This is a genomic window from Staphylococcus pettenkoferi (assembly GCF_002902685.1).
GTDB classification, from domain to species: Bacteria; Bacillota; Bacilli; order Staphylococcales; family Staphylococcaceae; genus Staphylococcus; species Staphylococcus pettenkoferi.
In genome coordinates, this window is the sequence record NZ_PPRN01000021.1 from 22,347 (window position 1) to 43,514 (window position 21,168).

The 21,168-nt window shown below is 38.4% G+C and carries 19 protein-coding genes; all 19 read left to right on the forward strand.

Translation table 11 applies throughout. The annotated features are described in order from the left end of the window. The first annotated feature begins 120 nt into the window (after positions 1-120). The 19 genes from CD126_RS04745 to rseP all read left to right on the forward strand — a co-directional run bounded on the left by CD126_RS04745 (position 121) and on the right by rseP (position 21,167). On the forward strand, positions 121-978 hold the full coding sequence (locus CD126_RS04745) for an ABC transporter substrate-binding protein (protein ID WP_065428813.1): 858 nt from the start codon (positions 121-123) through the stop codon (positions 976-978). 219 nt (positions 979-1,197) lie between these two features. Further along, positions 1,198-2,079, forward strand: coding sequence for a ribosome biogenesis GTPase YlqF (gene ylqF / locus CD126_RS04750; RefSeq protein WP_049405488.1), 882 nt, complete (start codon positions 1,198-1,200; stop codon positions 2,077-2,079). Next, positions 2,063-2,839 carry a ribonuclease HII gene (locus tag CD126_RS04755; RefSeq protein WP_103370112.1) on the forward strand — a complete coding sequence of 259 codons (777 nt, stop codon included), beginning with the start codon at positions 2,063-2,065 and terminating at the stop codon, positions 2,837-2,839. The genes ylqF and CD126_RS04755 overlap by 17 nt, the downstream gene beginning before the upstream one ends. Positions 2,840-2,941: 102 nt before the next feature. Next, entirely contained in the window at positions 2,942-4,108 is a 1,167-nt protein-coding gene (gene sucC, locus CD126_RS04760) for an ADP-forming succinate--CoA ligase subunit beta (protein ID WP_002472450.1), read from the forward strand. 21 nt (positions 4,109-4,129) lie between these two features. Continuing rightward, positions 4,130-5,038, forward strand: coding sequence for a succinate--CoA ligase subunit alpha (gene sucD, locus CD126_RS04765; RefSeq protein ID WP_103370113.1), 909 nt, complete (start codon positions 4,130-4,132; stop codon positions 5,036-5,038). A gap of 411 nt (positions 5,039-5,449) precedes the next feature. Then, entirely contained in the window at positions 5,450-6,274 is an 825-nt protein-coding gene (gene dprA, locus CD126_RS04770) for a DNA-processing protein DprA (RefSeq protein ID WP_049405486.1), read from the forward strand. A gap of 146 nt (positions 6,275-6,420) precedes the next feature. Next, positions 6,421-8,493, forward strand: a complete 2,073-nt coding sequence (gene topA / locus CD126_RS04775; RefSeq protein WP_198465123.1) for a type I DNA topoisomerase — start codon at positions 6,421-6,423, stop codon at positions 8,491-8,493. 261 nt (positions 8,494-8,754) lie between these two features. Beyond that, positions 8,755-10,065, forward strand: a complete 1,311-nt coding sequence (gene trmFO, locus CD126_RS04780; protein ID WP_049405482.1) for an FADH(2)-oxidizing methylenetetrahydrofolate--tRNA-(uracil(54)-C(5))-methyltransferase TrmFO — start codon at positions 8,755-8,757, stop codon at positions 10,063-10,065. A 113-nt stretch (positions 10,066-10,178) separates the two neighbouring features. Continuing rightward, on the forward strand, positions 10,179-11,072 hold the full coding sequence (gene xerC / locus CD126_RS04785) for a tyrosine recombinase XerC (protein WP_049405480.1): 894 nt from the start codon (positions 10,179-10,181) through the stop codon (positions 11,070-11,072). Between the two features lies 1 nt (position 11,073). Further along, on the forward strand, positions 11,074-11,616 hold the full coding sequence (hslV, locus tag CD126_RS04790; protein ID WP_002472456.1) for an ATP-dependent protease subunit HslV: 543 nt from the start codon (positions 11,074-11,076) through the stop codon (positions 11,614-11,616). A 144-nt stretch (positions 11,617-11,760) separates the two neighbouring features. Next, complete coding sequence (gene hslU, locus CD126_RS04795; RefSeq protein WP_002472435.1) at positions 11,761-13,173, forward strand: ATP-dependent protease ATPase subunit HslU; 1,413 nt, start codon at positions 11,761-11,763, stop codon at positions 13,171-13,173. A gap of 24 nt (positions 13,174-13,197) precedes the next feature. Continuing rightward, positions 13,198-13,971: a GTP-sensing pleiotropic transcriptional regulator CodY gene (codY, locus tag CD126_RS04800; RefSeq protein ID WP_002472443.1), complete on the forward strand. Its 774-nt coding sequence runs from the start codon at positions 13,198-13,200 to the stop codon at positions 13,969-13,971. A 391-nt stretch (positions 13,972-14,362) separates the two neighbouring features. Next, on the forward strand, positions 14,363-15,160 hold the full coding sequence (gene rpsB / locus CD126_RS04805) for a 30S ribosomal protein S2 (protein WP_103370115.1): 798 nt from the start codon (positions 14,363-14,365) through the stop codon (positions 15,158-15,160). 91 nt (positions 15,161-15,251) lie between these two features. Beyond that, positions 15,252-16,130, forward strand: a complete 879-nt coding sequence (gene tsf / locus CD126_RS04810) for a translation elongation factor Ts (protein ID WP_002472415.1) — start codon at positions 15,252-15,254, stop codon at positions 16,128-16,130. A gap of 415 nt (positions 16,131-16,545) precedes the next feature. Continuing rightward, positions 16,546-17,268, forward strand: a complete 723-nt coding sequence (gene pyrH / locus CD126_RS04815) for a UMP kinase (protein WP_002472442.1) — start codon at positions 16,546-16,548, stop codon at positions 17,266-17,268. 16 nt (positions 17,269-17,284) lie between these two features. Further along, positions 17,285-17,839: a ribosome recycling factor gene (gene frr, locus CD126_RS04820; protein WP_002472430.1), complete on the forward strand. Its 555-nt coding sequence runs from the start codon at positions 17,285-17,287 to the stop codon at positions 17,837-17,839. 223 nt (positions 17,840-18,062) lie between these two features. Continuing rightward, complete coding sequence (locus CD126_RS04825; RefSeq protein ID WP_049405478.1) at positions 18,063-18,827, forward strand: isoprenyl transferase; 765 nt, start codon at positions 18,063-18,065, stop codon at positions 18,825-18,827. Between the two features lie 16 nt (positions 18,828-18,843). Continuing rightward, positions 18,844-19,626, forward strand: coding sequence for a phosphatidate cytidylyltransferase (locus CD126_RS04830; protein WP_002472459.1), 783 nt, complete (start codon positions 18,844-18,846; stop codon positions 19,624-19,626). A gap of 254 nt (positions 19,627-19,880) precedes the next feature. Next, entirely contained in the window at positions 19,881-21,167 is a 1,287-nt protein-coding gene (gene rseP, locus CD126_RS04835; protein WP_049405497.1) for an RIP metalloprotease RseP, read from the forward strand. Position 21,168: the final 1 nt, after the last annotated feature.

Here is a 21,168-nt window from a genome sequence, read left to right on the forward strand (position 1 = left end):
ATTGAAGTCTCAGTCATAAAGTCGTTCATTTTATCTTCAACTCTTTATGCAAAAGAAAGTTTAAATACTTAAAAAACGTCAAAATAAGTAGTGAAAGCAGTTATTTAGGAGGTATGTATGATGACTACAGAAATTAAACATGCAGCTGGTACGACACAAATTCCAGAAGTAATTGAGTCTGCAGTAGCTCTAGAATATTCATTTGTTGATGCACTCGTAGCTTTAGACGTTAACGTTACAGGCGTAGCTGATGATGGTGATAGCGCAAACCTCATCGACCCAATTCGCAATCAAGTCGGCGATTATGTATCAGCAGGTGAAAGACTCAACCCTGATTTCGACGCCATTAAGAAAGCAGAACCTCAACTCATCATTGCTGATCAAGATAGACACAAAGACATGTATGATGATTTAACTCAAATTGCACCTACCATCTTAGTTAAAAGTTTCGACGCAAATTACAACGAAAACTTAGATGCATTCCGGATTATCGGCAAAGCTGTATCTAAAGAAGACAAAGCGCAAGAAGTTATGAAACAACATGAAGAAAAAATTAATGACTACAAAAATCAAATTAGTTTAGATACTGATCAAACTACTTTACCAATCGTCGTAACAAATGACGGTGTTGTAGCGCATTCAGTTAAAACGTATGTCGGCAGTTTCTTAGAAAGTCTTGGCTTTAAACCTGCACTAACTAAAGATGTTGTAGAAAATTCTTCAGAGTACATGGGTGCAGATTACTTAGAATTAGATTATAAACAATTATCAGAAGTAAATCCTGAACGTTTATTCATCATGGTTGAAGATGAAAATAGCGATGAAGTGAAAGCACTTCAAAATAGTGAAGCATGGTCTCATGTAGACGCAGTTGAGAAAGCACGTGCGCACTTTGTTAATCGTGAGACATGGGCTAAATTCCGTGGTTTAGTCGCTTCTGAAGACATTGCTAAAGAAATCAGTGAGCTTAACGAGTAATTATTTGAGATACTCACAACTCACTTAATGATTAAATCTAGTTTCACGCTACGGAAGATGAGCGTTGAAATATCCATTTAAATTCTAACCTTTATTAGGGAGTAAGACACACTTGAATCATTGCGATGAGTTAAGTCTTACTCCCTCTTTTTGCGTTGAACATGTTATGATAATAAAGTCTTAACTAGTAATTAAATTATTAAAAGAGGTGAATGCAGCATGGTCATACAATGGTATCCTGGTCATATGGCGAAAGCGAAACGCGAAGTCTCTGAGCAGTTGAAAAAGGTGGATGTCGTCTTCGAACTTGTAGACGCGCGTATTCCATATAGTTCTCGTAACCCTATGATTGATGAAGTCGTACAACATAAGCCGCGTGTAGTCATTTTAAACAAAAAAGATATGGCTAACTTGAATGAGCTAGATAAATGGCAGGAACATTTCAAAGCACAAGGCTACTATCCTGTAGCGGTAGACGCCAAGCATGGTCGAAGTTTGAAAAAAGTGGAACAAGCCGCCACTGAAGCTACGAAAGAGAAGTTCGAACGTGAGAAAGAAAAAGGGTTGAAACCACGTGCGATTCGAGCGATGATCGTCGGTATCCCTAACGTTGGTAAGTCCACGTTAATCAACAAGTTAGCGAAGAAGTCGATAGCGAAGACAGGAAACACGCCAGGAGTAACGAAACAACAGCAATGGATTAAAGTTGGTAAAGCGTTGCAATTACTCGACACCCCTGGGATTCTGTGGCCGAAGTTCGAGGATGAGACAGTGGGTAAGAAACTCAGTATTACTGGAGCGATTAAAGACAGTATCGTTCACTTAGATGAAGTGGCGATCTTTGGATTGAATTTCTTGATCGAACACGACTATGAAGGACTTTGTAATCATTACAATGTAGAAGTTGATCCGGATGCTGAGCTGCTTGAATGGTTTGATGCGATAGGAAGACGTCGAGGCCTTTTACAAAAAGGGAATGAGGTCGATTATGAAGCGGTTATTGAACTAATTATTAACGATGTCAGAAATGCCAAGATTGGCACGTACACTTTCGATATCGTTAAAGAGATAGAAGGAATGAAAGATGACGCGAACAATTAAAGAAGTGAAGGAAGAGATTGCTCAAATCACCTCGCTCGAGGAGTTAGAACGCTCTGAATGGCATGCAGATGAGCGCAAAGGCGTACAACAAGCTTTGAAGCAGCAACATAAACAAATCGTTAAAGCTCTAGAAGAAGTTGAACGTTATCAGTATATGACGTTCTATGAGAGTAATATTCTTGAAAAGGCGCCACAGGCTGTGATCTGCGGTGTAGATGAAGTAGGTCGTGGTCCTTTAGCAGGTCCGGTTGTGACATGTGCGGTGGTACTGAATGATCAACATCACTATGTAGGTATTAACGATTCGAAGCAGTTAAGCGCTAAGAAACGTGCAGCATTTGAAACGGCCTTGAAAGAGGGCGTTGCCGATTATGCCTTTGGAATAGCAACGGTGGATGAGATTGATAAGTATAACATCTACCAGGCGACGCAAATGGCGATGGTGCGCGCTGTAGAGCAGTTAAAGACTCGTCCGACCCACATGCTAGTTGATGCGATGAAACTGCCTTTAGATATCCCACAACAATCGTTAGTTAAAGGTGATGCGAAGAGTGTATCGATTGCTGCAGCAAGTATTCTTGCTAAAGAATATCGTGATCGTTATATGCGTGAGTTAGACGAACAATATCCAGGATATGAGTTTAGTAAGAACGTCGGATATGGTACGAAAGCGCATTTAGAAGGGTTGAAACAATTAGGCGTCACGCCGGAGCATCGAAAGTCTTTTGAACCGATAAAATCCATGATCGCAAGTTTATAAAATTAAAATAATTCTAAAATACTGTGTTCAATCAGTTTACAATAGCGCTTACATTTTTTATAATTGACTATGAACTTAACCTAAGAAACAGGAGGATGGAGAATGAATATCCACGAGTATCAAGGTAAAGAAATTTTTCGTTCTATGGGCGTTGCTGTCCCAGAAGGACGCGTAGCATTTACTGCTGAAGAAGCAGTTGACAAAGCAAAGGAACTTAACTCAGACGTGTATGTAGTTAAAGCTCAAATCCACGCTGGGGGAAGAGGTAAAGCAGGCGGTGTTAAGATTGCTAAATCTTTAGACGAAGTTGAAACTTACGCTAAAGAATTATTAGGTAAGCAATTAGTAACGCACCAAACTGGTCCTGAAGGTAAAGAAGTTAAACGTCTTTACATTGAAGAAGGTTGCGATATTCAGAAAGAATATTATGTTGGTTTCGTAATCGACCGCGCAACTGACCGTGTAACTTTAATGGCTTCTGAAGAAGGCGGAACTGAAATCGAAGAAGTAGCAGCAGAAACGCCAGAGAAGATCTTTAAAGAAACAATCGATCCAGTTGTAGGCTTAGCGCCTTACCAAGCAAGAAGAATTGCTTTCAACATCAATATTCCTAAAGAATCAATCGGTAAAGCTGCTAAATTCTTAATGGCACTTTACAATGTATTTATCGAAAAAGACTGCTCTATCGTTGAAATTAACCCACTTGTAACTACTGGTGACGGCGACGTATTAGCACTTGATGCTAAACTTAACTTCGACGATAACGCATTATTTAGACATAAAGACATCATGGAATTACGCGACTTAGAAGAAGAAGATCCTAAAGAAATCGAAGCATCTAAATACGATTTATCTTACATCGCTTTAGATGGCGACATTGGTTGTATGGTTAACGGTGCCGGCTTAGCGATGGCAACTATGGATACAATCAACCACTTCGGTGGACGTCCAGCTAACTTCTTAGACGTTGGTGGCGGTGCTACTAAAGAAAAAGTTACTGAAGCATTCAAGATCATCTTAGGTGACGAGAATGTTAAAGGTATCTTCGTTAACATCTTTGGTGGAATCATGAAATGTGACGTTATTGCTGAAGGTATCGTTGCAGCTGTTAAAGAAGTCGAATTAACATTACCATTAGTTGTACGTTTAGAAGGTACTAACGTTGAACGTGGTAAAGAAATCTTAGACAATTCTGGCTTAGCTATCGAACCAGCAACAACTATGGCAGAAGGCGCACAAAAAATCGTTAATAATGTAAAAGAAGCGTAAGGAAAGGATGGGAGCGCTAAGATGAGCGTATTTATTGATAAGAACACAAAAGTAATGGTTCAAGGTATTACAGGGTCAACTGCCCTTTTCCATACTAAACAAATGCTTGACTATGGTACACAAATCGTCGCTGGTGTAACGCCAGGTAAAGGCGGTCAAGTCGTTGAAGGTGTACCTGTATACAATACAGTAGAAGAAGCGAAAGAAGAAACTGGTGCAACTGTATCAGTTATCTATGTACCAGCACCTTTCGCAGCTGACTCTATTCTTGAAGCAATCGATGCTGAGTTAGACTTAGCTATCTGTATCACTGAGCACATTCCAGTTATCGACATGGTTAAAGTTAAACGCTATGCACAAGGTAAGAAAACACGTATCGTAGGACCAAACTGTCCAGGTGTTATTACTGCTGGCGAATGTAAGATCGGTATCATGCCTGGTTACATCCATAAAAAAGGTCACGTAGGTGTTGTATCTCGTTCAGGTACTTTAACTTACGAAGCTGTACACCAATTAACTGAAGAAGGTATTGGTCAAACAACTGCAGTAGGTATCGGTGGCGACCCAGTTAACGGTACAAACTTTATCGACGTGTTAAAAGCATTTAATGAAGACGATGAAACTAAAGCAGTCGTTATGATTGGTGAAATCGGTGGTACTGCTGAAGAAGAAGCTGCACAATGGATTAAAGAGAACATGAACAAACCAGTTGTAGGCTTCGTTGGTGGTCAAACTGCACCTCCAGGAAAACGTATGGGTCACGCAGGTGCGATTATTTCAGGCGGTAAAGGTACTGCTTCTGAAAAAATCAAAACACTTAACTCTTGTGGTGTTAAAACTGCAGACACTCCTTCAGAAATCGGTACTACACTTATCGATGCTGCTAAAGAAGCAGGTATTTATGAAGAGTTATTAACTATCAACAAATAATATGATAGTTAGGTTTCAAGCTCGGCTTACTCTTTCGAGAGAAGTCGAGCTTTTTAACGTTTAAAAAGAAAATAATGATTATCAGTTATGAATGACGTTAGAATTATTATGTTAACTTAAATTTTAGCGAAGAATAGAATTAACTTTATGTTCGAGGCACGAATTAATAATAGAAAGGTCGTTTACATTGCATGTGGACGTTCTTCAGTTTTTTAATAAATTTTTTGACAGTTCCTTGGTATATTAAAAGTTGAACTTTACTTTTAACAATTAGGTTAAGTTTGAGATTAAATTTGAAATCAAATTGACACACTATTCTCTTGGGAAATAAGTTATAATGTTAAGAAAGAGGAGGTTACGACCATAGAACACACTTATTTACAACTCCGCTTCGCGGGATTCACTACATCCATGATTAAACAACTATTAGCAGCATATCCTGATTTCCCCCAACTTTCCTTCCAGGAGCAGCTCACTCTATTAAATGAAGAACAGGTCCTTTCGAAACGTTCCTATAAAGAAGAGTATAAAGCGAACTATATAAGGCTCACAGAAGATTATATGTTTAGTAAATTAGCTGAATGGCAAGTTAATGTATTATCAATTGAAGATGATGAATATCCTCAATTACTAAAGGAAATTTATGATCCTCCATATGTCCTTTTTTACCGAGGTAACTTGCATATGCTAAATCGTCCTCGTAAATTAGCGATTATCGGTTCACGCTCAGCTACATATTATACTACACAAACACTAGAGTCATTCTTTCCTCACTTTGATAGAGCAGATTTAACGATTGTTTCCGGGTTAGCTAAAGGAGCTGACCACGTCGCTCATCGATTATCTCTAAGATACAATATGTCTTCGATAGGTGTGCTTGGATTTGGACATCTTGCGCATTATCCATATGAGACGCAGAATACGCGTGATTTACTTGAACATCAAGGCCTGACAATAAGCGAATATGTTCCAGATACACGACCACAGCGTTATTACTTTCCACAACGTAATCGCTTGATTAGTGGCTTATCTCAAGGCATATTTGTCACTGAAGCTGAGCAGAATAGTGGTACGCATATCACTACTACTGCTGCGCTTGAACAGAATCGTGAGGTATATATTCTGCCTGGGTCTATCTTTAATCCTATGACAAGAGGAAATATGCTGAGTGCACAAGATGGTGCAAAAATTGTTTTAGAACCGAGCGACATTATTTCAGATTTCGAAATATATTAGGTTACTTCATTTAAGAATACTAAGTATCGTTTAGTTAAAAACCACACTTATAATGGTAGAAAGTCGGAACAAATAATTTAAAAACATTGACAAAAACAAAATAAACCGTTTATCATTTACCTTTGAATTAGTTAATTCAAGGGGGTATCACTTTGGCAGAAAATCTAGTCATAGTTGAATCGCCCGCAAAAGCTAAAACAATAGAAAAATATTTAGGTAAAAAGTATAAAGTAATCGCATCAATGGGGCACGTACGTGACTTGCCTCGTAGTCAAATGGGTGTCGATTATGAAAATAATTATGAACCGAAATATATTACGATTCGCGGTAAAGGCCCTGTAGTCAAAGACTTGAAGCGTCATGCTAAAAAAGCGAAACACGTTTATTTAGCAAGTGACCCTGACCGTGAAGGAGAGGCTATTGCGTGGCATTTAGATCATATATTAGAAATTGAAGATGATGGGAAGACAAGAGTCGTATTTAATGAAATTACAAAAGAGGCGGTCAAAGACAGCTTTAAACATCCACGTGGCATAGAGATGAATCTCGTGGATGCACAACAAGCACGCCGTATACTCGACCGTTTAGTGGGTTACAATATTTCTCCAGTATTGTGGAAGAAAGTTAAGAAAGGCTTATCAGCAGGACGCGTTCAAACGGTAGCTTTACGTTTAGTGATAGACAGAGAGAATGAAATCAGAAACTTTAAACCAGAAGAGTACTGGAAGATTGAAGGCGAATTCCGTTACAAACGTTCTAAGTTTACTGCACGTTTCTTACATTTGAAGGATAAACCATACAAATTGGAGAAGAAAGACGACGTCGAATATATCACGAAACAACTAGACAGTGACCAATTTGAAGTGACTAAAGTTACAAAGAAAGAAAAGAAACGTCATCCTGCGAAACCTTTTACTACATCTACGCTGCAACAAGAAGCTGCGCGTAAACTTAACTTTAAAGCGCGTAAGACGATGATGGTAGCGCAACAACTATACGAAGGTATCGACCTGAAGAAACAAGGTACGGTTGGTTTGATTACTTATATGCGTACAGACTCTACACGTATTTCAAATCAAGCACAAGCAGAAGCGAAATCTTATATTGAGTCTGAATACGGTAAGGATTATACTGCGTACCGTCAATCTAAAGGTCAAGGGGATCAAGATGCGCACGAAGCGGTAAGACCGACGAGTGTATATCGTACGCCATCTGACATGAAACCTTATCTTTCTAGAGATCAATACAGACTCTATAAATTAGTATGGGAACGTTTTGTAGCGAGTCAAATGGCTGCTGCCATCTTAGACACAGTGGCTATGGATTTAACTCAGAACGATGTGAAGTTCCGTGCTAACGGTCAAACAGTTAAATTCAAAGGCTTTATGTCTGTATACGTCGAAGCGAAAGATGATAAAGACGAGAATAAAAATAACAAATTACCTGTTATTAAAGAAGGAGAGATGGTGACAGCAACAAAGATTGATCCATCTCAACACTTTACGCAACCACCTCCGCGTTATACAGAAGCGCGTTTAGTTAAAACGTTAGAAGAATTGAAGATTGGACGCCCGTCAACATACGCGCCAACAATTGATACAATTCAAAAGCGGAATTATGTGAAGAATGAAAGCAAGCGTTTCGTACCAACGGAGTTAGGTGAAATTGTTTACGAACAGGTAAAAGATTACTTCCCTGAAATTATCGATGTTGACTTCACAGCTAATATGGAAACATTACTCGATAAAATTGCGGAAGGTGAAATCGATTGGCACAAAGTTATCGATGATTTCTATTCTAGCTTTGAACAAGATGTTCAACGTGCTGAAGAAGAAATGGAAAAGATAGAAATCAAAGATGAGCCAGCTGGTGAAGATTGTGAAGTTTGTGGCGCACCAATGGTTATTAAGATGGGACGCTATGGTAAGTTTATGGCTTGCTCTAATTTCCCAGATTGCCGTAATACGAAAGCGATTGTTAAGAAGATTGGTGTCGATTGTCCGAAATGTAAAGACGGCGAAGTCATCGAACGTAAATCTAAGAAGAACCGTATTTTCTATGGCTGTTCAAATTATCCAGACTGTGACTTCGTAACATGGGATAAACCGGTTGGACGTAACTGTCCTAAGTGTGACCATTATCTTGTCAATCATAAGAAAGGTCAATCTAGCCAAGTTATTTGTTCAAACTGTGATTATAAAGAAGAAGTTCAAAAATAACGATCGGCTCACTTTATTACGATAAATAATGACGAATTTGTTACAAGTGTATATTTTCTAGCTTATTTCTTGTTATACTTTGTGGCGTGAGTCACTATCAGCGACTGATTACTATTATTAGTTGTAACTATACGCTCTTAATAGTCTTCAGTTGCTCTTTTTATCCTTTTGAAGCTCATGTCAAGTGGAGAGATAAACCTTAAATTTGAGCATTGTAATATACATTTTAATACATAATGAACGACTAAGGGAGGTAATTAAATGACTGAAACGGTTAATGTCGTGGGAGCTGGCTTGGCTGGATCTGAAGCTGCTTATCAGTTAGCGGAACGTGGTGTGAAGGTTAACTTGATTGAGATGCGACCAGTGAAACAAACGCCTGCTCACCATACTGATAAGTTTGCTGAACTCGTATGTTCCAACTCATTGCGCGGTAACGATCTCACGAATGCAGTGGGTGTGTTGAAAGAAGAAATGCGCCGTTTGGATTCACTTATTATTCAAGCTGCAGATCATGCGCGTGTACCAGCAGGAGGTGCGCTTGCTGTCGATCGTCACGATTTCTCAGGTTATATTACAGATACGTTGAAGAATCATCCGAACATCACTGTTCTTAATGAAGAAGTGAATTCAATTCCAGAAGGCTATACGATTATCGCAACTGGGCCTTTAACTACTGATCATCTTGCTCAAGAAATCGTAGACATTACAGGTCGAGATCAACTCTATTTCTATGATGCAGCTGCGCCTATTGTTGAGAAAGACAGTATTGACATGGATAAAGTTTATCTCAAGTCTCGTTACGATAAAGGTGAAGCAGCATATTTAAACTGCCCGATGACTGAAGAAGAGTTCAATCGTTTCTACGATGCGTTGTTAGAAGCGGAAGTTGCACCGGTTAATGAGTTTGAAAAAGAAAAGTATTTCGAAGGTTGCATGCCATTTGAAGTTATGGCTGGTAGAGGTCGCAAAACGTTACTCTTCGGTCCGATGAAACCTGTGGGCTTAGAAGATCCTAAGACAGGCGAAACACCCTATGCAGTTGTGCAATTGAGACAAGATGATGCAGCAGGCACGCTTTATAATATCGTTGGCTTCCAAACACATCTTAAATGGGGCGCTCAGAAAGAAATCGTGCGCTTGATTCCAGGATTAGAGAATGTAGACATCGTTCGTTATGGCGTGATGCACCGTAATACTTTTATCAATTCACCTGATGTGCTTAATCAGAAATATGAATTGATTACTCATCCTAACGTTTACTTTGCTGGTCAAATGACAGGTGTGGAAGGTTATGTCGAAAGTGCTGCAAGTGGACTTGTTTCAGGTATCAATCTTGCACATAAGATCAACGGCAAAGGTGAAGTCATCTTCCCACGTGAAACAATGATTGGTAGCATGGCATACTACATTTCACATGCGAAGAATGATAAGAACTTCCAACCTATGAATGCTAACTTTGGTGTCTTACCTTCCTTAGATAAAAAGATTAAAAATAAAAAAGAACGTAATATGACTTATGCTGAAAGAGCTTTAGATTACTTGGAGAACTTTAAAAAAACGTTAGTTTAGGAAAGTAAGCTATACTCTTTAGAAAATTTCGAAAATATGACCATTTTTGATGGTTATTGATCGCAGTTCCTTCTATCAATATGCTACAATTCATATTGATGGAGGGATTTTATTTGGAGAAAATCCAACGAGATTATTTGTATATGTTAAAGGTCGAACGACAATACTCTGAATATACAGTGTTATCTTACAAAGAAGATTTAGAACAGTTTAATGGCTTTTTAGAACAAGAGTTGTTGAATCTCGCTACCTTTCAATACAAAGATGCTCGCAATTACTTAAGTTATCTCTATGAACAAGGATTAAAAAGAACGACAGTATCACGAAAAATTTCCACTTTACGAAGCTTTTATGAATATTGGATGACTCAAGATGAAAGTGTAGTCAATCCTTTTATACAACTCGTCCACCCTAAGAAAGAACAGTATTTACCACAGTTCTTCTATAACGAAGAGATGGAAGCGATGTTCCAAACTGTGAGCCAAGATAAGAAGAAAGGTCTCAGAGATAGTGTCATACTAGAGTTGCTTTATGCGACGGGGATGAGGGTATCTGAACTTGTGCATATTAAGCGTACAGATTTAGATCTTAATCTACCAGGTGTGAAAGTATTAGGTAAAGGTAATAAAGAACGCTTTATTCCATTTGGTGAGTTCTGTAAGCAACGCATTCAACAATATCTTGAGGAGTTCCAGCCTCTACAACATGCGAGTCACGAATTTCTCATCGTGAATATGCAAGGTGATCCAATTACCGAGCGCGGCGTTCGATACGTACTCAATGATGTCGTAAAACGTACCTCTGGTGTAACGGACATTCATCCTCACAAATTAAGACATACTTTCGCTACACACATGCTTAATGAGGGTGCGGACTTGCGTACTGTACAAGCGTTGCTCGGTCATGTTAACTTATCGACGACTGGTAGGTATACCCACGTATCCAATGATCAATTGAGAAAAGTTTATTTAAACGCACATCCACGTGCAAAGAAGGAGAAGAGATGATATGAGTACATCAATTCATGCGACGACGATATTTGCTATCCAACATAACGGTCATTCTGCAATGGCTGGTGATGGACAGGTAACATTAGGCAATCAAGTCATTATGAAACAGACTGCGCGTAAAGTGCGCACTTTGTACGATGGTAAAGTCTTGGCGGGCTTTGCTGGAAGTGTGGCTGACGCATTTACTCTATTTGAAAAGTTTGAAACGAAACTGCAACAATTTAGTGGTAACCTTGAGCGTGCTGCTGTAGAACTTGCACAAGAATGGCGAGGCGACAAACAGTTACGTCAGCTCGAAGCGATGCTCATCGTAATGGACAAAGAGAATATTCTTGTCGTGAGCGGTACTGGCGAAGTGATTGCGCCTGACGATGATCTCATCGCTATAGGTTCTGGCGGTAACTACGCTTTAAGTGCAGGTCGTGCATTAAAACGTCACGCGCAAGATATGTCAGCAAAAGATATGGCTTATGAAAGTTTACGCGTGGCCTCAGATATTTGCGTATTTACGAATGATCAAATTGTCGTCGAAGAACTTTAGTTGAAAAGGAAGAATTTTTTAAAAAGTATATACATTGATAATAAAAATAAGTTATAGTAATTATGCTAGGCAGTTTTGATAACAAAATTATCTATATTAGCTACTGTAACTCAATGATTTAATATGAATATGGAGGAAGCTTAGATGGAAGCGAATAGCATTAAATTAACGCCTAAAGATATTGTCTCAAAGCTAAATGAATATATCGTAGGCCAAGATGATGCCAAGAGAAAAGTAGCCATAGCGCTTCGCAATCGTTATCGCCGTAGTCTGCTCAGCGAAGAAGAGAAACAAGAAATTGCACCAAAGAATATCTTGATGATTGGTCCGACTGGTGTAGGAAAGACAGAAATCGCACGTCGTATGGCCAAGATTGTTGGTGCGCCATTTATCAAAGTAGAAGCAACGAAATTTACTGAAGTGGGCTATGTAGGCCGAGACGTTGAAAGTATGGTTAGAGATTTAGTTGACGTTGCAGTACGTCTCGTTAAAGATCAGAAGAAAGCACTCGTGAACGATGAAGCAACAGCGAAAGCGAACGATAAACTAGTTAAGTTACTCGTTCCTAGCATGAAGAAGAAAGCGAGTCAATCTAATGGTAATAATCCGCTAGAATCACTCTTTGGTGGCGCGATTCCTAATTTCGGTCAGAATAACGATGACGAAGATGAAGAAGCACCTAACGAAGAAGTGAAGACGAAACGTTCTGAGATTAAGAAACAGCTTTTAGCAGGAGAACTAGAAGACGAGAAAGTGCGTATCAAAGTCGAACAAGATCCAGCAGCTATGGGTATGTTAGGTACTAATCAGAATCAGCAAATGCAAGATATGATGAATCAACTCATGCCTAAGAAGAAAGTTGAACGTGAATTACCTGTGAAGACCGCGCGTAAGATTCTCGTGGATGACTACGCAGATCAACTCATTGACCAAGAAACAGCCAACCAAGAAGCCATTGAACTTGCTGAACAAATGGGGATTATCTTTATCGACGAAATTGATAAGGTTGCAACGGGTAATCAGAACTCTGGTCAAGACGTTTCACGCCAAGGTGTGCAACGTGATATCCTGCCTATCCTTGAAGGTAGCGTCATTCAAACGAAATATGGTAGTGTAAGTACTGAACATATGCTATTTATAGGCGCTGGTGCTTTCCACGTTTCTAAACCTAGCGACCTCATTCCTGAGTTACAAGGTCGTTTCCCAATCCGTGTCGAACTCGAAAGTCTATCTGTAGAAGATTTCGAACGTATTCTCAAAGAACCAAGACTTTCACTCATTAAACAATATGAGGCGTTGCTCGACACTGAAGAAGTAACGGTCAACTTCTCAGATGAAGCAATACACCGCTTAGCTGAAATTGCTCATCAAGTTAACCAAGACACAGATAATATCGGTGCACGTCGTTTACACACGATATTAGAAAAAATGTTAGAAGATTTATCATTCGAGGCGCCAAGCATGCCTCATGCAGAAGTCGATATTACCCCGCAATATGTTGATGATAAGTTGAAGTCTATTTCAACAAACAAAGATTTAAGTGCATTTATCTTATAATATAAAGGAAAAAGGAGAAGAAATATGAGCTTATTATCAAAAACTAGAGAGTTAAACACTTTACTACAAAAACATAAAGGTATCGCCGTAAACTTTAAAGATGTAGCACAAACGATTAGTAACGTAACGATTACAAACGTATTTATCGTATCTCGTAAAGGTAAAATCTTAGGATCTAACCTCAATGAATTATTGAAAAATGATCGTATCATTCAAATGTTGGAAACACGTCATATTCCAACTGAATATACTGAAAAATTAATGGACGTGAAAGAAACGAGATCAAACATTGATATTGATGATGTATTATCTGTATTCCCACCTGAAAATAAAGATTTATTCGAAGACAGTAGAACGACAATCTTCCCAATCTTAGGCGGTGGTGAACGTTTAGGTACACTCGTACTTGGCCGTGTACACGATGATTTCTCTGAAAATGACCTTGTATTAGGTGAGTATGCTGCAACAGTTATCGGTATGGAAATTCTTCGTGAGAAACATAACGAAGTTGAACAAGAAGCACGTGATAAAGCAGCAATCAACATGGCTATTAACTCACTATCTTACTCAGAAAGTGAAGCGATTGAACATATCTTTGAAGAACTTGGCGGTCAAGAAGGTTTACTCATCGCTTCAAAAGTTGCTGATCGCGTAGGTATTACACGTTCAGTTATCGTAAACGCTTTACGTAAACTTGAAAGTGCCGGTGTAATCGAGTCTCGTTCACTTGGTATGAAAGGTACATTTATCAAGGTTAAGAAAGCTAAATTCTTAGATGAACTTGAACGTTTAAAATAGTTAAATAATGAGCTTATCTAGAATAGTATAGGTGGTTAGAGTGTGCGAAAGTTCTCTCGTTTGAAATATAGAAGGAGTTAACAATAATCTTTCTTTCCAGCCTATACAATAGATGTTTGGAGCTGAAAGGCTATGAGTTATTCAGAGCCGTATCATTCCCCTTAGAAGTGGAGCAGTGAATCATTTAGATTACTGTTCCGCTCTTTTTATGAGTGTTTTACGTACTTGATTTCAACCTATTGCTTTAACAGAACTTTTATGGTATATTAAATGACGGCTAAGAAGCCAATACACACACAAATTGCGGAAGTATAAAGGGTGCGTCGATGAACTTCGACGTGTTTATATGAGCGATTTGTGGAGGTAAATAACCATTAGGAGGATTTATATCATGGCAGTAATTTCTATGAAACAATTACTTGAAGCAGGTGTTCACTTCGGTCACCAAACTCGCCGTTGGAACCCTAAGATGAAACGATACATTTTTACTGAACGTAATGGTATCTACATTATCGACTTACAAAAAACAGTTAAGAAAGTTGAAGAAGCATACAACTTCGTTAAAAAATTATCTGAAGATGGCGGTAAAGTCCTATTCGTAGGTACTAAGAAACAAGCGCAAGAATCAGTTAAGAACGAAGCCGAACGTGCTGGTCAATTCTACGTTAACCAAAGATGGTTAGGTGGAATCTTAACTAACTATAAAACAATTTCTAAACGTATCAAACGTATTTCTGAAATCGAAAAAATGGAAGAAGACGGCTTATTTGAAGTTCTTCCTAAAAAAGAAGTTGTTGAACTTAAAAAAGAATACAACCGCTTAATCAAATTCTTAGGCGGTATTCGCGATATGAAATCTATGCCTGATGCATTATTCGTTGTTGACCCTCGTAAAGAGCGCAACGCTATCGCGGAGGCCCGTAAACTAAATATCCCTATCGTTGCAATTGTGGATACTAACTGTGATCCTGACGAAATCGATTACGTTATCCCAGCGAACGATGACGCTATCCGTGCCGTTAAATTATTAACTGGTAAGATGGCAAATGCAGTACTTGAAGGTCAACAAGGTGTATCTAATGATGAAGTAGCAGCTGAGCAAAACATTGACTTAGAAGAATCTAAATCAAATGAAGATACTCAAAATGCTGACTCAACTGAAGAAAGCACTTCTGTTGAATCTAAGTAAGCATAATGTAAAATGGGTGATAAGATAATCAGGCTTATCACCTTTTTTTAAAATAAAATATATTAAAGTAACAATATTGGAGGAATAATAAATGGCAATTTCAGCTAAACTTGTTAAAGAATTACGCGAAAAAACTGGCGCTGGTATGATGGACTGTAAAAAAGCGTTAACTGAAACTGACGGCGACATCGACAAAGCTGTTGACTACCTACGTGAAAATGGTATCGCTAAAGCAGCTAAAAAAGCAGATCGTATCGCTGCAGAAGGTTTAGTACACGTTGAAACTAAAGGTAACGACGCTGTTATCCTTGAAATTAACTCAGAGACTGACTTCGTTGCACGTAACGAAGGTTTCCAAGAGTTAGTTAAAGAAATTGCTAACCAAGCGTTAGAAACTAAAGCTTCATCTGTAGAAGAATTAAACGAATCTAAATTACCAAGTGGCGACACTGTAGATGGACGTATGAAAGAAGCGATCGCTACTATCGGTGAAAAATTAAGCATCCGTCGTTTCGCTATCAGATCTAAATCTGACAATGATGCATTCGGTGCTTACCTTCACATGGGTGGCCGTATTGGTGTGCTTTCAGTAGTTGAAGGTACAACTGACGAAGAAGCTGCTAAAGACGTAGCTATGCACATCGCTGCTATCAATCCTAAATACGTTTCTTCTGACCAAGTAAGCGAAGAAGAATTATCTCATGAAAAAGAAGTATTAAAACAACAAGCGTTAAACGAAGGTAAACCAGAAAAAATCGTTGAAAAAATGGTTGAAGGTCGTATGCGCAAATACTTACAAGAAATTTGTGCTGTTGACCAAGACTTCGTTAAAGATCCAGATCAAACAGTTGAATCTTACCTCAAATCTAAAGGTGGAAAACTTGTTGACTTCGTACGCTATGAAGTAGGCGAAGGTATGGAAAAACGTGAAGAAAACTTTGCTGATGAAGTTAAAGGGCAAATGAAATAATATTTCATAGATTTGTACAAGGAAGAAGACACCTTTGTATTCCCGTATGAAAGACATCTTTTATATAGGAAGACTACCTGTGTCTTCTTTACTTGTATCATTGACAATATTTTGTTCTTATTTCTGTAATAGAACGTCAGAAGTTAATAAAGGAAATAGGTTGGAGTGAGTGGAGCGCTAGCATTGCTTTGTGTTGTTAGTTACGTGCTAAAGCGTTTAATGTAGACTGCGAGCGCTTGCCTCCGAGATGACAAGTAGGTTGAGAGAAAGCGCTTGTCAATCAAGGAGAAGAAGTGTTGAAGCGCAGAGATTTTACTCCGCGTAAATGAGCAAGCAGCAACATGATGCGACGCAGAGTGCGAGCGCTTGCCTCCAACCTAAAAAGTACATAAAATTGAGATGAGAGGATAATATAATGGCTCAAACATCTAAATACAAACGTGTTGTTCTTAAATTAAGTGGTGAAGCATTAGCTGGAGATGACGGATTCGGAATCAATCCAATCATCATCAAAAGCGTAGCTCAACAAGTAGCTGAAGTTGCGAAGATGGATTGTGAAATCGCCGTAATCGTCGGTGGTGGAAATATTTGGCGCGGTAAGACAGGAAGCGATTTAGGTATGGATCGCGGTACAGCTGACTACATGGGTATGTTAGCTACAGTAATGAATGCCTTAGCTTTACAAGACAGTCTTGAACAATTAGACTGCGATACGAGAGTCTTAACTTCTATTGAAATGAAACAGGTCGCTGAACCTTACATCCGTCGTAGAGCGATTAGACATTTAGAGAAGAAACGCGTCGTTATCTTTGCGGCAGGCATTGGTAACCCTTACTTCTCTACAGACACAACGGCTGCATTAAGAGCAGCTGAAGTAGAAGCTGACGTTATCCTTATGGGTAAAAATAACGTCGACGGTGTCTACTCAGCAGATCCTAAACAAGATCCAAATGCGAAGAAATATGATCATTTAACTCATATTCAAATGTTGCAAGAAGGTTTACAAGTTATGGACTCTACAGCATCATCCTTCTGTATGGACAACAATATTCCATTAAATGTATTCTCTATAATGGAAGAAGGCAACATTAAACGTGCTGTATTAGGCGAAGAAATCGGAACATTAATTACTAAATAATTCGAGGTGTATATTCATGAGTGACATAATTAAAGATACGAAGGCGAGAATGAAGAAATCAATCGATAGCCTTTCAAGAGAATTAGCAAACATTAGTGCAGGTCGAGCAAACTCTAACTTGCTCAACGGTGTAACTGTAGATTATTACGGTGCGCCAACACCTATTCAACAACTTGCAAGTATCAACGTTCCTGAAGCAAGACTATTAGTCATCTCACCTTATGACAAAGGTTCTGTAGAAGATATCGAGAAAGCAATCAACGCTGCTAACTTAGGTGTTAATCCTACAAGTGACGGCGAAGTGATTCGAATCACAGTTCCTGCTTTAACAGAAGAACGCCGTAAAGAACTTTTCAAAGAAGTTAAGAAGATCGGTGAAAATGCAAAAGTTTCAGTGCGTAACATTCGTCGTGATGTCAATGATACATTGAAAAAACAAGAAAAAGATGGCGAATTAACTGAAGACGACTTAAAAACTCAAACAGATAATGTTCAAAAAGCTACAGATGACTCAATTAAAGAAATTGACCAACTTGTAGACGATAAAGAAGAAGACATTATGTCTGTATAATACACTTCTGTCCTATAAGTCGCTCACCCATTTAGAATGCTTTCGCTAATGAATGATGTAGAGTGATGACACATGACAGACTAACGAACTGTATCAAATCATACTTTGGTACAGTTTTTTTCTTTGTATATTCAATCACAACAGTTAGTATGATAAAATGAGAGTTAAATGTAGACACAAATCATTATGCTAAACAGAGATGAGAGTGCTCGGAGGAAATACGATGTTTAAAAAGTCTAGAAATAAAAAACAATCGCAATCTAATTTAGATCAACAGGAATTAGATTTACATAACATACCGCAGCATGTCGCTATTATTATGGATGGTAATGGGCGTTGGGCGAAGCAACGTAAGCTCCCACGAATTAAAGGGCATTACCAAGGCATGCAAACTGTGAAGAAGATTACAAAGGAAGCGAGTAATTTAGGTATTGAATACTTAACACTTTATGCATTTTCAACTGAGAATTGGACGCGTCCAGAGAATGAAGTGAAGTATATTATGAGTTTGCCCGTCAACTTCCTTAAGACATTTTTACCAGAGTTGATAGAGAAAAATGTAAAAGTTGAAACCATAGGCTTTATTGACGATTTGCCACAATCGACAGTGAAAGCTATCAACAAAGCTAAAGAGGAGACGAAACATAATACGGGTCTGAAACTCATCTTTGCAATGAACTATGGTGGCCGAGCAGAAATTGTTGATGGTGTGAAATCTCTGTATCGTCGTCTAGAAGCAAATGAACTGTCAATAGATGACGTTGATGAAGAAGTATTATCTTCTCACTTCATGACACAACCCTATCCAGATCCGGAGTTACTCATTCGAACTTCTGGAGAACAACGTATTAGCAACTTCTTGATTTGGCAACTGTCTTATAGCGAATTTATTTTTAATGAAAAGCTATGGCCTGACTTCGATAGTGAAGAATTACTTAAATGTCTAAAAATTTATCAAAATCGCCAACGTCGGTTTGGTGGTTTGTGATAGTTAGGAGTCCAATATGAAAGTAAGAACATTAACTGCAATTATCGCGTTGATTATCTTCCTCCCAATCTTACTTAAGGGCGGAATGATCTTAATGCTTTTTTCATATTTACTTGCTTTTATCGCACTAAAGGAAATCTTAAATATGAATATGATTCGCTTTCTCTCTATACCTGGCATCATCAGTGCATTAGGTTTAGTAATCATCATGCTGCCACAGAACGCGGGGCATTGGGTAGATCAAGTGCAATTGAAAGCTTTGATCGCACTCAGTTTTGTGCTATTAAGCTATACAGTGCTATCTAAGAACCGCTTTAGCTTTATGGACGCAGCATTCTGTCTGATGTCTATTGCTTATGTAGGTATCGGCTTTATGTATCTCTACACAACACGTGCTGAAGGATTACATTACATATTGTTTGCTTTCCTTGTCGTGTGGTTGACTGATACAGGCGCTTATCTCTTTGGTAGAATGATAGGTAAGCATAAATTGTGGCCAGTCATTAGTCCGAATAAGACGATTGAAGGCTTTATTGGCGGGTTAATCTGTAGTTTAATCGTACCACTCGTCATGATCATCTTTGTTGGCTTCAACATCCCTATCTGGTTGCTGTTAATTTTCACAGTGATCTTGAGTATGTTTGGTCAACTCGGCGACTTAGTCGAATCAGGCTTCAAACGACACTTTGGTGTGAAAGATTCAGGCCGCATCTTACCGGGACATGGTGGCATACTTGATCGCTTTGACAGTTTCATGTTTGTCTTGCCACTATTAAATATTTTATTGATACAAGTTTAATTGAGAGAAGTTAACTAATCATGTTATGAGACCAGCTTAGTGGGGGTGAGACGTTGAAATAATTTAAAGATTTCCGTCTTACTCCCATTCGATTTTTATTTTTAAAAGGTCTCATGATTTGCGAGTAGACAGTTACTGTGAATACTTTTATAATTTAAAGAGTCTCAAGTAATTTCACAATGGTCGACTATGTGAGAGGATGAAGTAGATACACGTTCTCACATAGCATAAAATATATTATGAGGTGTATGGATTTGAGTTATCTCGTAACAATCATTGCTTTTATTATCGTCTTTGGCGTCCTCGTTACCGTACACGAATATGGCCATATGTTCTTCGCTAAACGCGCAGGCATTATGTGTCCAGAATTTGCGATCGGTATGGGACCCAAGATTCTTAGTTTCCGTAAAAATGAAACGCTATATACGATTCGTCTGTTACCTGTAGGCGGATATGTCAGAATGGCAGGAGATGGTTTAGAAGAACCGCCTGTTCAACCAGGTATGCATGTAAAGATTAAATTGAATAAAAATGATGAAATTACGCATATTATTCTAGACGATCATCATAAATTCCAACAAATTGAAGCGATTGAAGTAAAGAAATGTGACTTTAAGGAAGGCTTATTTATTGAAGGTATCACAGCCTACGATGAAGAACGTCATCATTTCAATATTGCTGACAAAGCATTCTTCGTAGAAAATGGAAGCTTAGTTCAAATTGCACCTAAGCACCGTCAATTTACATACAAGAAACCATATCAGAAATTCTTAGCGTTGATTGCCGGTCCATTATTCAACTTCTTACTCACACTCGTGTTATTTATCGGTTTAGCATACTATCAAGGTACGCCGACAAATGGTATATCAGATGTGGCAAAAGATAGTCCAGCTGAGAAAGCAGGATTACATTCAGGAGATAAGATTGTTAAAGTAGGAGATTATAAAGTTACTGACCAAAAATCTTTACGATCAGCAACAGATAAGATAAAAGACAATCCTACTCAAGTCACTGTTAAACGTGACGGACATGAAAAAACGTTTAAAATAACGCCGAAAAAACAAACCATTCAACAGACAAAATTAACTAAACAAACTATTTATCAATTAGGTGTAGCACCAGAAAGAGAACATACTGTATTTAAACCGTTAGTAGCTGGAGTTGAAAATACAATTCAAGCTGGAAAAGTAATTTTCACTGCGATTGTTGGCATGATTGCAAGTATTTTCACTGGTCAGTTCTCACTCGATATGCTTAATGGTCCTGTGGGTATTTACCATCATGTCGACTCTGTTGTTAAGACAGGAATTGTAAATATTGTCTATATGACAGCAACGTTAAGCATCAACTTAGGTTTAATGAACTTATTACCTATTCCTGCTTTAGATGGTGGACGTATTCTATTCGTAATTTATGAAGCGATTTTCAGAAAACCGTTAAACAAAAAAGCAGAAACTGTGATGTTAGCTATTGGCGCAGTATTCGTCTTAATTATCATGATTTTAGTTACTTGGAATGATATTCAACGTTATTTCTTATAGT